The organism is Citrobacter sp. VF227 (genome assembly GCF_052950715.1).
Window position 1 is genome coordinate 1,062,537 of the sequence record NZ_JBRFVF010000001.1, and the last position, 13,218, is coordinate 1,075,754.

Genomic DNA, 13,218 nt, shown 5'->3' on the forward strand with positions numbered 1-13,218 from the left:
AAAGAGACTGTATTCTTTCATGTTTCCCATTGCATACAGACGTAATTCACGGAAGAATGCGCACGACGTTTTTTAAACACAGTGGATTGATATGAAGGTACTGGTTACCGGAGCCACCAGCGGCTTAGGCCGAAACGCGGTTGAGTTCTTATGTAGCAGAGGCGTCAGCGTCAGAGCGACCGGTCGCAACGAAGCGATGGGCAAGCTGCTGGAGAAAATGGGCGCAGAATTTGTGCATGCCGATTTGACCGAGCTGGTTTCCTCGCAGGCAAAAGTGATGCTTGCCGGCATTGACACGCTGTGGCACTGCTCCAGTTTTACCTCACCGTGGGGAACTCAGGAAGCCTTCGATCTGGCCAACGTCCGCGCAACTCGCCGTCTGGGCGAGTGGGCAGTGGCCTGGGGCGTTCGTAACTTCATTCATATCTCCTCGCCGTCGCTCTATTTTGATTATCACCACCATCGTGATATCAAAGAGGACTTTCGTCCCCACCGCTTCGCCAATGAATTTGCCCGCAGCAAAGCGGCTGGCGAAGACGTGATCGCGTTGCTGGCACAGGCCAACCCGCAGACCCGTTTTACGGTATTGCGTCCGCAAAGTCTGTTCGGACCTCACGATAAAGTATTCATTCCCCGTCTGGCCCATATGATGTACCACTATGGCAGCATCCTGTTGCCGCACGGCGGAAGTGCACTGGTGGATATGACCTACTACGAAAATGCGGTGCACGCGATGTGGCTGGCAAGTCAGCAAGCCTGCGATAAGCTGCCGTCAGGTCGCGCGTACAACATTACCAACGGCGAGCATCGCACTCTGCGCAGCATTGTGCAGAAGCTCATCGACGAGCTGAATATTGATTGTCGGATCCGCTCCGTTCCCTACCCGATGCTGGACATGATTGCCCGCAGCATGGAACGTTTAGGCAATAAATCGGCAAAAGAGCCAAAACTGACGCATTACGGCGTCTCGAAGCTAAATTTTGATTTTACCCTGGATACTACCCGCGCTCAGGAAGAGTTGGGTTATCAGCCCATTGTGACGCTGGATGCAGGAATTGAACGTACCGCGGCCTGGTTACGTGACCACGGTAAGCTGCCGCGTTAGCCCTGCCCGTATTTCTCCAGTAACGCTTCGGCAATCGCCTGAGTTTCTGCATCCGCCACGCCGTTCCACAACGTCGGGCGGAAGTGCATCTGGAAGGCCATAATCACCCGCTGCTGTTCACGCGGCGTCATATCAGATTTTATCTCATAGCCGTAACGCGACAGCAGATCGAGTAAAGATTCGGTTGCTACCGGCGTGTGAGGCGCTCGCCCGGCAAGATAAAATGCCACACGCTGAGGGTCCGGCCACGCGCCAATGCCCTGTTCGGCCAGCACTTTCCATGGGAAAAGCGGTCCGGGATCGTCCTTTCGTTGCGGGGCGATGTCCGCATGGGCTACCACGTTCTGCGGTTTGATGTCGTAGCGGGCGATAATATCTTTCGCTAATAGGATCAGCGCCTGAATCTGCGCAGGCTCAAACGGCGCAAAATATTTTATCCCTGCCGATTTTTGCCAGCCGCGGTTTTCCAGCTCAATGCCAATTGAGGTATCGTTGATGCGCGTAGCGCCGCGCCAGAAGCTAATCCCCGCATGCCAGGCCAGATCTTGTTCGGGGACCAGTTGCCAGATGCGCGGTTTGCCGTGGTAGAGCGGCGGCACAGCCGGGATCAGATAGTGCGAACTGACGTTTTTATCCGTCAGCGTAGCCAGAGAAGAATCAAAATCATCCGCCGTGTAATGGATAACCAGCACTTTAATGCGCGGGTAAGCAGCCTGCGCCTTACGGCGGGTGTCTAACTGATACCCTTCTTTGTCGACAATGCCTTTTTCGCCAGCGCATCCCACCAGCAGCAGCGTAAATGCCAGTAGATACAGCAGACGCTTCATCGGCGGGTTTTCACCGCAGTGCCGCTGACGCTCACCATCAGCATACTGCCGTCTTTGCCCACGGTTTCGTAATCGATATCGATACCGACAACGGCATCAGCACCCAGCGCTTTAGCCTGTTCACCAAGCTCCTGAAAAGCAATTTCGCGCGCTTTTCGCAGCTCTTTTTCATACGCGCCGGAGCGACCGCCGACAATATCGCGGATGCCAGCAAAGAAATCGCGGAAGATATTCGCGCCTAGAATGGCTTCACCGGTAACAACACCGCAGTATTCCACGATGCTTTGCCCTTCCAGCGTAGGGGTAGTCGAAAACTGCATGTTTAATCTCCTTTTTGCGCTAAGAGCACGATCTCAAAAGCATTATCGAACCGATCCACTATCATTGAAAGGATATATTCTATCAACGTAGAACACTAATAGTAGAAAGCTAATAAGGAAATCATTATGCGCTACTCGAAACTCTCTCTGCTGGTCCCCTGTGCACTCCTTCTCAGCGCCTGTACTACCGTGACGCCGGTTTATAAAGATAACGGCGCACGTAGTGGTTCATGCGTAGAAGGTGGGCCAGACAGCGTGGCTCAACAATTCTATGATTACCGTATTCAGCATCGAAACAATGATCTTACCCCACTTCGTCCATACCTTAGTGACAACCTGGCTAAACTGCTGAACGATGCCAGTCGCGATAACGCGCATAGCGCTCTGTTTAACAGCGATCCGTTCTCCAGCCGCGCCACACTTCCGGACAGTGCCAGCGTCGCCAGCGCATCAACTATTCCGAATAGTGATGCACGCAACATCCCGCTACGCGTAGAGCTTAAACAAGGCGATCAAAGCTGGCGTGATGAAGTGCTGATGATCCGTGAGGGCCAGTGCTGGGTCATTGATGATGTCCGCTATTTGGGCGGCAGCGTACACGCGCCAGCCGGGACGCTGCGCCAGTCTGTCGAAAACCGTTAATCGCCCCATTTACTCACCCAAATCATAACCCCCATTAATTGTCTGGCATTCTGCATAGAATGCCGACAATTATTCTTGCCCGGTGGTAGCCCCGCTATTTTGTGCTATGTTTAGATAAGAATGCGGTTTGCATTTAACTTTTAACGCATAAATATTGCATAACTATTCTGTCAAAGGTAGTATCTGCGGCTTCAATAGCTATCAGACTGCCAGTATCGAGTGTCAATGAGTATTCAATTAAACGGCATTAACTGCTTCTACGGCGCACATCAGGCGCTGTTCGATATCACGCTGGATTGCCCTCAGGGTGAAACACTGGTGTTACTTGGCCCAAGTGGAGCCGGGAAAAGCTCGCTACTGCGCGTACTCAACCTGCTTGAGATGCCGCGCTCGGGCACGCTCTCTATTGCAGGTAACCGTTTCGACTTCACAAAAACCCCGTCAGATAAAGCCATTCGGGATCTGCGTCAAAACGTCGGCATGGTCTTTCAGCAATATAATCTTTGGCCGCATCTCACGGTGGTGCAGAACCTGATTGAAGCGCCCTGCCGCGTACTGGGTCTGACAAAAGAGCAAGCGATGGCGCGTGCCGAGAAACTGCTGGAACGTCTGCGCCTTAAGCCATACAGCGATCGCTATCCGCTGCATCTCTCCGGTGGTCAGCAACAGCGTGTCGCCATTGCCCGCGCGTTGATGATGGAACCGCAGGTGCTGCTGTTTGATGAGCCTACCGCAGCGCTTGATCCGGAAATTACCGCCCAAATCGTCAGCATCATTCGTGAACTGGCGGAAACCAATATTACTCAGGTGATCGTCACCCACGAAGTGGAAGTTGCTCGTAAAACGGCCAGCCGTGTGGTGTACATGGAAAACGGTCATATCGTCGAGTTTGGGGATGCGAGCTGCTTTGCCAACCCGCAAACCGAAGCGTTTAAAAACTATCTTTCTCACTAAGATTCGGGACAATACAATGAAAAAAGTTCTGATTGCCGCGCTAATCGCAAGTTTTAGCCTTTCCGCTACCGCAGCCCAAACCATTCGTTTCGCCACCGAAGCGTCTTATCCTCCGTTTGAATCGATCGATGCTAACAACAAGATCGTAGGGTTTGACGTTGATCTGGCGAATGCGCTGTGTAAAGAGATTGACGCTACCTGTACCTTCACCAATCAGGCCTTCGACAGCCTGATCCCGAGCCTGAAATTCCGCCGTTTTGACGCGGTAATGGCCGGCATGGACATCACGCCTGAACGTGAAAAACAGGTTTTGTTCACCACTCCGTATTACGACAACTCTGCACTGTTTGTTGGCCAACAGGGTAAATACACCAGCATTGATCAGCTGAAAGGCAAAAAAGTTGGTGTTCAAAACGGTACTACGCACCAGAAATTCATCATGGATAAACATCCGGAAGTGACCACCGTGCCGTATGACAGCTACCAGAATGCCAAACTCGATCTGCAAAACGGGCGTATTGACGGCGTCTTTGGTGATACCGCTGTAGTGACTGAATGGCTGAAAGACAATCCAAAACTGGCCGCGGTTGGCGACAAAGTCACGGATAAAGATTACTTCGGCACCGGTCTGGGCATCGCTGTGCGCCAGGGCAATACCGAGCTGCAGCAGAAATTTAACGCTGCGCTGGAAAAAGTGAAAAAAGATGGGACTTACGAGACCATCTACAACAAATGGTTCCAGAAGTAATATTTGATGAATGAATTTTTTCCTTTAGCAAGCGCCGCCGGGATGACCGTCGGCCTTGCCGTTTGTGCGCTGATCATCGGCCTCGCGCTCGCCATGTTTTTTGCCGTCTGGGAGTCAGTAAAATGGCGCCCGGTGGCATGGACGGGTTCTGCCCTGGTCACCATCCTGCGCGGTCTGCCGGAAATTCTGGTGGTCCTGTTTATCTATTTCGGCTCCTCACAGCTGCTGCTGACGCTGGCCGATGGCTTTACGATCAATCTCGGTTTTGTACAAATCCCGGTGCAGATGCAGATCGAAAACTTCGACGTCAGTCCATTCCTGTGCGGTGTCATTGCACTGTCATTGCTGTATGCCGCTTACGCGTCGCAAACGCTGCGTGGCGCGCTCAAGGCCGTACCACTCGGGCAATGGGAGTCAGGTCAGGCGTTAGGTTTGTCTAAAGCTGCGATCTTCTTTCGTCTGGTGATGCCGCAGATGTGGCGTCACGCGCTGCCGGGACTGGGAAACCAGTGGCTGGTATTGCTCAAAGATACTGCGCTGGTCAGCCTTATCAGCGTCAACGATCTGATGCTGCAAACCAAGAGTATCGCCACGCGTACCCAGGAGCCATTTACCTGGTACATTGTGGCGGCGGCTATTTACCTGGTGATTACGCTGGTGAGTCAGTACATTCTCAAACGCATTGACCTGCGCGCGACACGTTTTGAGCGGAGACCGGGCTGATGCTTGAGTATTTACCTGAATTGTTGAAAGGGCTGCATACCAGTCTGACGCTGACGGTCGCCTCCATCGTAGTTGCTCTGGTGCTGGCGCTGATTTTCACTGTCATCCTGACGCTTAAGACGCCGATCGTGGTCTGGCTGGTTCGCGCCTATATCACGTTGTTTACCGGTACACCGCTGCTGGTGCAAATATTCCTGATCTACTACGGGCCAGGGCAGTTTCCGACGTTGCAGGAGTATCCGGTTCTATGGCATCTGCTCTCTGAACCGTGGCTGTGCGCTTTAATTGCCCTGTCGTTAAACAGTGCGGCCTATACCACCCAGCTGTTCTATGGCGCTATCCGTGCAATCCCGGAAGGCCAGTGGCAATCCTGCAGTGCGTTGGGGATGAGCAAGAAGGATACGCTGGCGATTCTGCTGCCGTACGCCTTTAAACGCGCCCTATCTTCGTATTCCAACGAAGTGGTGCTGGTGTTTAAAAGTACTTCACTGGCATACACCATCACGCTGATGGAAGTGATGGGCTATAGCCAGCTGCTGTACGGTCGTACTTATGACGTGATGGTTTTCGGCGCGGCTGGCGTGATTTATCTGATCGTTAACGGCTTGCTGACGCTGATGATGCGCTTAATTGAACGTAAAGCACTGGCCTTTGAACATCGTAATTAAGCGAAATAACTGCATAAACCTAAAAACACAAGACGGGCAAGTCTCAAAACAGCCCGTCTTTTTTTACGCCAATAAAAATATTTAATCATTTTTATTGCATATAAATTCATTAAATGGCATTGTTAGCCCACGCCGCAGACACGGTAAATAATCATAAGATAGACAGACGGGAGTTCCACCATGAAAAAGTTAGTACTGGCTGCATTACTTGCTACTTTCGCCGCTGGCGCCTCAGCTGCTGATAAAATTAATTTCGGTGTATCAGCGACTTACCCGCCATTTGAGTCGCTGGACGCCAGCAATAAAATTGTCGGTTTTGACATCGACCTGGCAACGGCGCTGTGCAAACAAATGCAGGCTGACTGTACTTTCACCAATCACGCTTTCGACAGCCTGATTCCCGCGCTGAAATTTAAGAAATATGATGCGGTAATTTCCGGAATGGATATTACGCCTGAGCGTAGCAAGCAGGTTGCATTTACTCAGCCTTACTATGCCAACTCCGCGCTGGTGATTGCGAAAAAAGACACCTATAAAACCTTTGCCGACCTGAAAGGTAAACGCATCGGTATGGAAAACGGCACCACACACCAGAAATACCTGCAGGACAAGCATCCTGAGGTGAAAACCGTGGCCTACGATAGCTATCAGAATGCGATTATCGACCTGAAAAATGGTCGTATTGATGGCGTATTTGGCGATACCGCCGTGGTTAACGAGTGGCTGAAAACCAATCCGCAGTTAGGCGTAGCCACTGACAAAGTGACCGACCCACAATACTTCGGAACAGGCCTTGGCATCGCGGTTCGCCCGGATAACAAAGCCCTGCTGGAAAAACTAAACAGCGCGCTGGCGGCCATCAAAGCGGACGGCACCTACCAGAAAATCAGCGATCAGTGGTTCCCCCAGTAACGTCTGCCCAATCTGAAAAGCCGCTCTCTGCGGCTTTTTTTATCTCTTCGCCTGCGCTTTCAGTCAGTTCTTACGCCATAAATGCATTCCTGGCATACACTTGTTAAAACGAAAAAAAGTGAGGCAAAAGGATGATAGCATTCCCTGCCAGTTTACTGATCCTCAATGGAAAAAGTGCTGATAATCTTCCCCTGCGTAACGCTATTACACAGTTGCGTGATGAGGGCGTGGAAATCCATGTTCGCGTTACCTGGGAAAAAGGTGACGCCCAACGCTACGTTGATGAAGCTCGTCAGTTGGGCGTTGAAACGGTGATTGCCGGCGGCGGCGACGGCACAATAAACGAAGTCTCGACGGCGCTTATCCAGTCGCAGGGCGGCAATATACCGGCGCTGGGTATTTTACCGTTGGGAACGGCAAATGACTTTGCCACCAGCGTAGGTATACCCGACGACATTGATAAGGCATTAAAGCTGGCTATCGCCGCAAATGCGACGGCGATCGATATGGTGCAGGTCAATGATAAAACCTGTTTTATCAACATGGCGACCGGCGGCTTCGGCACACGCATCACTACCGAGACACCAGAAAAACTCAAGGCTGCGTTGGGTGGCGTATCATACTTTATCCACGGATTAATGCGCATGGATACGCTCAAACCCGACGTCTGCGATATTCGTGGAGAAGATTTTCACTGGCAGGGTAAGGCGCTGGTGATTGGTATCGGTAATGGTCGTCAGGCTGGTGGTGGGCAACAGCTTTGCCCGACGGCGCTGATCAACGATGGTCTGCTGCAACTGCGCATTTTTACCGGCGAAGAACTGTTGCCAGGGCTGCTTTCGGCGTTAACACAATCCGAAGACAACCCTAACATCATCGAGGGCGCATCATCATGGTTTGATATCCGCGCCCCACACGAAATTACCTTTAATCTCGATGGCGAACCGCTCAGCGGACAGGAGTTTCATATTGAAATCCTGCCCGCGGCGTTACGTTGCAGACTGCCGCCGGGTTGTCCACTGTTGCGCTAACACGACAACATCCCGGCTGGAATCAGGCGATAGTGACTTTGCTGTCCAGATAAACATCCTGCACGGCGTTAATCAGCTTAACGCCGTCGGCCATGGTTTTCTTGAATGCTTTGCGTCCAAGAATCAGCCCCATGCCGCCTGCTCGTTTGTTAATCACTGCCGTACGTACCGCATCACTGAGATCGGTTTCGCCGCCAGCCGCGCCGCCGGAGTTAATCAACCCGGCACGCCCCATATAGCAGTTCGCCAGTTGATAACGCACCAGGTCAATTGGGTTGTCGCTGGTCAGCTTACTGTAGACGCGATCGTCGGTGTAGCCAAAGTTAACCGCTTTATACCCGCCGTTGTTTTCCGCCATTTTCTGCTTAACAATATCCGCCCCAATAGTGGCCGCCAGATGGTTAGCCTGCCCGGTGAGATCGGCAGAAACATGGTAATCCACGCCGTCTTTCTTAAACGCTGAGTTACGCAGGTACGCCCACAGTACGGTGACCATCCCCAGCTCATGAGCACGCTCGAACGCGGCAGAAATCTCCTCAATCTGACGACGGGACTCTTCTGAACCGAAATAGATGGTTGCCCCTACCGCTACCGCGCCCATATTGAACGCCTGTTCTACGCTGGCATACAGCGTCTGATCGAACGTATTAGGGTAGCTCAGCGTTTCGTTGTGGTTAATCTTCACGAGGAACGGAATGCGGTGCGCGTAGCGACGGGAAACAGAAGCCAGCACGCCATAGGTCGACGCCACACAGTTACACCCTGCTTCAATAGCCAGCTCCACAATATTCTTCGGATCAAAGTACAGCGGGTTAGCCGCAAATGATGCCCCAGCGGAGTGCTCCACGCCCTGGTCCACCGGTAGAATCGACAGATAACCTGTCCCGGCCAGTCGCCCCGTGTTATACAGCGTCTGCATATTACGCAGCACGGCTGGCGGACGGTTGTTATCCACCATCACGCGATCGACGTAATCATGTCCGGGCAGGTAAAGTTGGTCAGAAGGAATGGTCATACAACGATGCTGTAAAAGGTTGTCGGCGTCTTTGCCAAGCAACTGCGCAATATCAGTCATAGCTATGCTCCCGTAATTTCCGATTTGAAACCGGAATGTGGATTGTCCTGACCCGCTTTGTTGCGGGCAGCAATAAGCTTGGTACCGACTGCCCTTTTTTTCCATCTTTAGCGCACTTTTCAGCAACTTCTGCTGGCTCGATTCAGGAGGAAATAATGTTAAGGCGGTCAAATTTAGACCACAAAGGTATTTTAAAGGTATTATCAAATGGTACTATCAATGAGTACCTTACCTGTCATGAAGGATTTAAAGATGAAAACTACAGTTAAGCTGTCGTTCATGATGTTTGTAGAGTGGTTTATCTGGGGCGCCTGGTTTGTACCGCTGTGGCTATGGCTGAGTAAAAGTGGCTTTAGCGCCGGGGAGATCGGCTGGTCTTACGCCTGTACCGCGATAGCCGCGATCCTGTCACCCATCCTGGTCGGCTCTGTCACTGACCGTTTTTTCTCCGCACAAAAAGTCCTTGCGGTGTTGATGTTCGTCGGCGCTGTTTTGATGTACTTCGCCGCACAACAAACCACCTTCGCCGGTTTTTTCCCGCTGTTACTTGCCTATTCGCTGACCTATATGCCGACGATTGCGCTGACCAACAGCATTGCTTTTGCCAACGTCCCGGACGTTGAACGTGATTTCCCGCGTATCCGCGTGATGGGCACCATTGGCTGGATTGCTTCAGGTTTAGCCTGCGGTTTCTTACCGCAAATGCTTGGCTATAGCGACATCTCACCCACCAATATTCCTCTGCTTATTACTGCCGGAAGCTCAGCACTGTTGGGCGTCTTTGCGTTCTTTTTGCCGGATACGCCGCCGAAAAGCACCGGCAAAATGGATTTCAAAGTCATGTTGGGTCTGGATGCGCTGATCCTGCTGCGGGATAAGAACTTCCTCGTCTTTTTCTTTTGCTCTTTCCTGTTTGCGATGCCGCTGGCGTTCTATTACATCTTCGCCAACGGTTACCTGACGGAAGTCGGGATGAAAAACGCCACCGGTTGGATGACACTGGGCCAATTCTCTGAAATCTTCTTTATGCTGGCGCTGCCGTTTTTCACCAAACGTTTTGGCATTAAAAAGGTATTGCTGCTTGGTCTTATTACTGCGGCTATCCGCTACGGATTTTTCGTTTACGGCGGCGCGGAAGAATATTTCACTTATGCCCTGCTATTTCTCGGCATTCTGCTTCATGGCGTCAGTTACGACTTCTACTATGTCACGGCCTACATCTATGTCGACAAAAAAGCGCCGGTACATATGCGCACCGCAGCGCAAGGGCTTATCACCCTCTGCTGTCAGGGATTCGGCAGCCTGCTCGGATACCGTCTGGGCGGCGTAATGATGGAAAAAATGTTTGCTTACAAGGAGCCAGTTAATGGTCTTACCTTTAACTGGGCCGGCATGTGGGGATTTGGCGCGATCATGATCGCCATTATTGCCGTGCTGTTTATGATTTTCTTTCGCGAATCAGATGGAGAAATCACCGCCATTACGGTGGATGATCGCGATGTAGCATTGAAACAAGGGGAAGTAAAATGAAAGCAGAACGTATTCTCGGAGCTCTTTATGGGCAGGCGTTAGGGGATGCGATGGGCATGCCATCGGAACTGTGGCCAAGAACCCGGGTTAAAGCCCATTTCGGTTGGATCGACATTTTTTTGCCTGGTCCGGCTGAAAATAATGCCGCCTGCTACTTTAACCAGGCAGAGTTTACTGATGATACGTCTATGGCACTGTGCCTGGCAGATGCCCTGCTTGAGTGCGATGGAGAGATTGTACCCGATGTTATTGGCCGCAATATTCTGGCCTGGGCAGAGCGTTTTGATGCCTTTAATAAAAACGTGCTCGGCCCGACCTCAAAAATTGCACTCAAAGCCATTCGCGACGGCAAACTTGTCGCCGAACTGGAGAATAATGGTGTGACCAACGGGGCGGCAATGCGCGTTTCACCGCTGGGTTGCCTGCTGCCCGCCCGCTGTCTTGATGCGTTTATTGATGATGTAGCATTGGCCTCCAGCCCGACGCATAAATCGGATCTGGCGGTGGCCGGTGCGGTCGTGGTCGCATGGGCGGTATCACGCGCCATTGATGGCGAAAAATGGTCAGAGATTGTCGACGCGCTGCCTGCCATTGCCCGGCATGCCCAGCAAAAAAGGATCACCACCTTTAGCGCCTCGCTCTCGGCACGCCTTGAGCTGGCACTGAAAATCGTCCGTAATGCCGACGGCATTGAGTCCGCCTGCGAGCAGCTGTATCAGGTGGTGGGAGCCGGAACCAGCACCATTGAATCCGTGCCTTGCGCCATCGCCATGGTCGAACTGGCGCAGACCGATCCCAACCGCTGCGCCATTCTGTGTGCGAATCTGGGGGGCGATACTGACACCATCGGGGCGATGGCAACCGCCATTTGTGGCGCGCTGCACGGCATAAACGCGATTAACCCGGTCTTGAAACATGAGCTCGATGCGGTAAATCAGCTGGACTTTATGCGCTACGCCAGCGGATTACTGCGACTGCGCGAGCAACGGGAGGCGCTATGAGCACCACGCGTCTGCAACAACTTCTCCCACAGTTACGCACACAGCGGCCGGTGACGGTGGTAGGCGCGGCGGTGATTGATGTCATTGCCGATGCGTATGCCCTTCCCTGGCGCGGATGTGACATTGAACTCAAACAGCAAGGGGTGAACGTTGGCGGCTGTGCGCTCAATATTGCCGTAGCGCTCAAACGTTTAGGTATCGACGCCAGTAATGCGTTACCGCTGGGTCAGGGGGTATGGGCCGATATTATCCGCAACCGGATGGCAAAAGAGGGACTGCAAAGTTTAATCGACAATGCTGAAGGCGATAACGGCTGGTGCCTGGCACTAGTGGAGCCTGATGGTGAACGTACCTTTATGTCCTTTAGCGGCGTTGAGAATCAATGGAATGCAGACTGGCTGGCGCAGCTTGATATCCCTCGCCACAGCCTGGTTTATCTTTCGGGCTATCAGTTAGCCTCTGGATGCGGTGAACTGCTGGTGCAGTGGCTGGAAGGTCTGGATGAAGTGATGCCATTTATCGATTTTGGACCACGTATAGGTGACATTTCCGAGGCCTTGATGACCCGCATTATGGCCTGCCGCCCGCTGGTATCACTCAATCGTCAGGAGGCGGAGATTGCCGCCGAGCGGTTTGCATTGAGTCAGGATGTAGAAGGTTTTGGCGCAGAGTGGGTACGACGTTTCGCCGCGCCGGTGGTGGTCCGTCACGATAAAGACGGTGCGTGGTATTTCAGCGCGCAGACATCCGGTTGCGTACCGGCATTTGCGACGACGGTTGTTGATACCATTGGTGCAGGTGACAGCCATGCTGGCGGCATGCTGGCCGGGCTGGCATCTGGCTGGACGCTGGCGGAAGCCGTACTGCTGGGTAACGCGGTAGCGTCCTGGGTAGTCGGGCATCGCGGCGGCGATTGCGCACCCTCGCGCGAGGCGCTACTCCTCGCACACAAAGACGTATAGATCGCTTCGACAGTAGCTGATGCTGTATTCAATGGGCCGTTGCTGTTGGTCAAGCGCTACCTGCTTGATCACCAGTACCGGCACTTTGCTGTCCATTTGGATATGTGCCTGGAACTCTGCGTCAGGCATTCGGGCGCTGACGCGTGAGCGCGTGCGCTGCGGGAAGATATGCTGGCTGCGAAAATAGTCATACAGTGAAACGCCGATGGCATCGACATCATGGATTAGATGGACAGGAACCCATGATTCTTCAATAGAAACCGCGTCTTCATCTACATAGCGAATGCGCTTGAGCAGAAAGACGTCACTCCCTACGGCAACCGCCAGATGCTGGGCCACCTCTTCCGGGCAGGGCACAATGCGCTTGTTGACCCACAACGTATCTGGTTTTTTACCGCGCAACACCACCTGCTGGGAAAAACCACGCGCCTCTTTGAGCGAATACTCGAAAATGTTGTTGATCTGTGTCCCATAACCACGGGCACGCGTCACTACGCCTTCTTCTTCCAGGGCCTGCATCGCCTTACGCACCGTAATTCGCGAAACGCCGGTCAACTGACTGAGATCGCGCTCGCCCGGCAGGATATTCCCATGCTCCAGAACCCCGCTGCGCACAGCGTTTTTCACCGTTTGGGCAAACTTCAGATACAGCGGTGTGTTATCAGCCGCTGAAATGCGCTCATTCAGTTGCGCGATAAGCTGGGTATGCGCTTGTTCCAT

The 13,218-nt window shown here is 52.6% G+C and carries 15 protein-coding genes; 11 read left to right on the forward strand and 4 right to left on the reverse strand.

The genetic code is table 11. The annotated features are described in order from the left end of the window. Nucleotides 1–91: 91 nt before the first annotated feature. The gene (locus ACU8YC_RS05280; protein ID WP_115643591.1) at nucleotides 92–1,105 is read left to right on the forward strand and encodes an NAD-dependent epimerase/dehydratase family protein; all 1,014 of its coding nucleotides are present in this window, start codon (nucleotides 92–94) and stop codon (nucleotides 1,103–1,105) included. Here the strand turns inward: ACU8YC_RS05280 and ACU8YC_RS05285 are convergent. Then, nucleotides 1,102–1,932 (reverse strand): N-acetylmuramoyl-L-alanine amidase, encoded by an 831-nt coding sequence (locus ACU8YC_RS05285; protein ID WP_446895091.1) that lies wholly within the window; start codon nucleotides 1,930–1,932, stop codon nucleotides 1,102–1,104. The two genes, ACU8YC_RS05280 and ACU8YC_RS05285, sit on opposite strands and share 4 nt — an antisense overlap. Next, complete coding sequence (locus tag ACU8YC_RS05290) at nucleotides 1,929–2,252, reverse strand: heavy metal-binding domain-containing protein (RefSeq protein ID WP_001160725.1); 324 nt, start codon at nucleotides 2,250–2,252, stop codon at nucleotides 1,929–1,931. The genes ACU8YC_RS05285 and ACU8YC_RS05290 overlap by 4 nt, the downstream gene beginning before the upstream one ends. A gap of 126 nt (nucleotides 2,253–2,378) precedes the next feature. Between ACU8YC_RS05290 and ACU8YC_RS05295 the strand changes: the two genes are divergently transcribed. From ACU8YC_RS05295 to yegS, 7 genes are all read left to right on the forward strand, one after another. Next, a complete protein-coding gene (locus ACU8YC_RS05295) occupies nucleotides 2,379–2,894 on the forward strand; it encodes a lipoprotein (RefSeq protein ID WP_370620025.1) in 516 nt (171 codons plus the stop codon). A 225-nt stretch (nucleotides 2,895–3,119) separates the two neighbouring features. Further along, nucleotides 3,120–3,848, forward strand: coding sequence for an arginine ABC transporter ATP-binding protein ArtP (gene artP, locus ACU8YC_RS05300; RefSeq protein WP_003027295.1), 729 nt, complete (start codon nucleotides 3,120–3,122; stop codon nucleotides 3,846–3,848). Between the two features lie 16 nt (nucleotides 3,849–3,864). After that, the gene (gene artI / locus ACU8YC_RS05305; protein ID WP_187253389.1) at nucleotides 3,865–4,596 is read left to right on the forward strand and encodes an arginine ABC transporter substrate-binding protein ArtI; all 732 of its coding nucleotides are present in this window, start codon (nucleotides 3,865–3,867) and stop codon (nucleotides 4,594–4,596) included. 6 nt (nucleotides 4,597–4,602) lie between these two features. Next, entirely contained in the window at nucleotides 4,603–5,319 is a 717-nt protein-coding gene (gene artQ, locus ACU8YC_RS05310; protein WP_016153668.1) for an arginine ABC transporter permease ArtQ, read from the forward strand. Beyond that, the gene (artM, locus tag ACU8YC_RS05315; RefSeq protein WP_151219792.1) at nucleotides 5,319–5,987 is read left to right on the forward strand and encodes an arginine ABC transporter permease ArtM; all 669 of its coding nucleotides are present in this window, start codon (nucleotides 5,319–5,321) and stop codon (nucleotides 5,985–5,987) included. Before artQ ends, artM begins: the two co-directional genes overlap by 1 nt. Nucleotides 5,988–6,167: 180 nt before the next feature. Next, nucleotides 6,168–6,899, forward strand: a complete 732-nt coding sequence (artJ, locus tag ACU8YC_RS05320) for an arginine ABC transporter substrate-binding protein ArtJ (RefSeq protein WP_151219793.1) — start codon at nucleotides 6,168–6,170, stop codon at nucleotides 6,897–6,899. A 131-nt stretch (nucleotides 6,900–7,030) separates the two neighbouring features. Next, nucleotides 7,031–7,930 carry a lipid kinase YegS gene (gene yegS, locus ACU8YC_RS05325; RefSeq protein ID WP_151219794.1) on the forward strand — a complete coding sequence of 300 codons (900 nt, stop codon included), beginning with the start codon at nucleotides 7,031–7,033 and terminating at the stop codon, nucleotides 7,928–7,930. A gap of 22 nt (nucleotides 7,931–7,952) precedes the next feature. On the opposite strand, the gene fbaB is transcribed toward yegS, so the two are convergent. Then, a complete protein-coding gene (gene fbaB, locus ACU8YC_RS05330) occupies nucleotides 7,953–9,005 on the reverse strand; it encodes a class I fructose-bisphosphate aldolase (RefSeq protein ID WP_016153672.1) in 1,053 nt (350 codons plus the stop codon). A 252-nt stretch (nucleotides 9,006–9,257) separates the two neighbouring features. On the opposite strand from fbaB, the gene ACU8YC_RS05335 reads away from it, so the two are divergent. The 3 genes from ACU8YC_RS05335 to ACU8YC_RS05345 are packed head-to-tail and all read left to right on the forward strand — an operon-like array spanning nucleotide 9,258 to nucleotide 12,498. Beyond that, nucleotides 9,258–10,535 (forward strand): nucleoside permease, encoded by a 1,278-nt coding sequence (locus tag ACU8YC_RS05335; protein ID WP_187253390.1) that lies wholly within the window; start codon nucleotides 9,258–9,260, stop codon nucleotides 10,533–10,535. Next, the gene (locus ACU8YC_RS05340) at nucleotides 10,532–11,536 is read left to right on the forward strand and encodes an ADP-ribosylglycohydrolase family protein (protein ID WP_446895092.1); all 1,005 of its coding nucleotides are present in this window, start codon (nucleotides 10,532–10,534) and stop codon (nucleotides 11,534–11,536) included. The genes ACU8YC_RS05335 and ACU8YC_RS05340 overlap by 4 nt, the downstream gene beginning before the upstream one ends. Then, nucleotides 11,533–12,498, forward strand: a complete 966-nt coding sequence (locus ACU8YC_RS05345; RefSeq protein WP_151219796.1) for a PfkB family carbohydrate kinase — start codon at nucleotides 11,533–11,535, stop codon at nucleotides 12,496–12,498. Before ACU8YC_RS05340 ends, ACU8YC_RS05345 begins: the two co-directional genes overlap by 4 nt. Here the strand turns inward: ACU8YC_RS05345 and ACU8YC_RS05350 are convergent. Beyond that, a complete protein-coding gene (locus ACU8YC_RS05350) occupies nucleotides 12,472–13,218 on the reverse strand; it encodes a GntR family transcriptional regulator (RefSeq protein ID WP_151219797.1) in 747 nt (248 codons plus the stop codon). The genes ACU8YC_RS05345 and ACU8YC_RS05350 overlap by 27 nt on opposite strands.

Excerpts from the sequence above, each read along its gene's own strand:
- ACU8YC_RS05335 (WP_187253390.1), top strand. The coding sequence starts at position 9,258 with ATGAAAACTACAGTTAAGCTGTCGTTCATGATGTTTGTAGAGTGGTTT.
- artM (WP_151219792.1), top strand. The coding sequence starts at position 5,319 with ATGCTTGAGTATTTACCTGAATTGTTGAAAGGGCTGCATACCAGTCTG.
- ACU8YC_RS05350 (WP_151219797.1), bottom strand. The coding sequence starts at position 13,218 with ATGGAACAAGCGCATACCCAGCTTATCGCGCAACTGAATGAGCGCATT.
- yegS (WP_151219794.1), top strand. The coding sequence starts at position 7,031 with ATGATAGCATTCCCTGCCAGTTTACTGATCCTCAATGGAAAAAGTGCT.
- ACU8YC_RS05290 (WP_001160725.1), bottom strand. The coding sequence starts at position 2,252 with ATGCAGTTTTCGACTACCCCTACGCTGGAAGGGCAAAGCATCGTGGAA.
- ACU8YC_RS05340 (WP_446895092.1), top strand. The coding sequence starts at position 10,532 with ATGAAAGCAGAACGTATTCTCGGAGCTCTTTATGGGCAGGCGTTAGGG.
- ACU8YC_RS05295 (WP_370620025.1), top strand. The coding sequence starts at position 2,379 with ATGCGCTACTCGAAACTCTCTCTGCTGGTCCCCTGTGCACTCCTTCTC.
- artI (WP_187253389.1), top strand. The coding sequence starts at position 3,865 with ATGAAAAAAGTTCTGATTGCCGCGCTAATCGCAAGTTTTAGCCTTTCC.
- fbaB (WP_016153672.1), bottom strand. The coding sequence starts at position 9,005 with ATGACTGATATTGCGCAGTTGCTTGGCAAAGACGCCGACAACCTTTTA.
- ACU8YC_RS05345 (WP_151219796.1), top strand. The coding sequence starts at position 11,533 with ATGAGCACCACGCGTCTGCAACAACTTCTCCCACAGTTACGCACACAG.
- artP (WP_003027295.1), top strand. The coding sequence starts at position 3,120 with ATGAGTATTCAATTAAACGGCATTAACTGCTTCTACGGCGCACATCAG.
- artJ (WP_151219793.1), top strand. The coding sequence starts at position 6,168 with ATGAAAAAGTTAGTACTGGCTGCATTACTTGCTACTTTCGCCGCTGGC.
- artQ (WP_016153668.1), top strand. The coding sequence starts at position 4,603 with ATGAATGAATTTTTTCCTTTAGCAAGCGCCGCCGGGATGACCGTCGGC.
- ACU8YC_RS05280 (WP_115643591.1), top strand. The coding sequence starts at position 92 with ATGAAGGTACTGGTTACCGGAGCCACCAGCGGCTTAGGCCGAAACGCG.
- ACU8YC_RS05285 (WP_446895091.1), bottom strand. The coding sequence starts at position 1,932 with ATGAAGCGTCTGCTGTATCTACTGGCATTTACGCTGCTGCTGGTGGGA.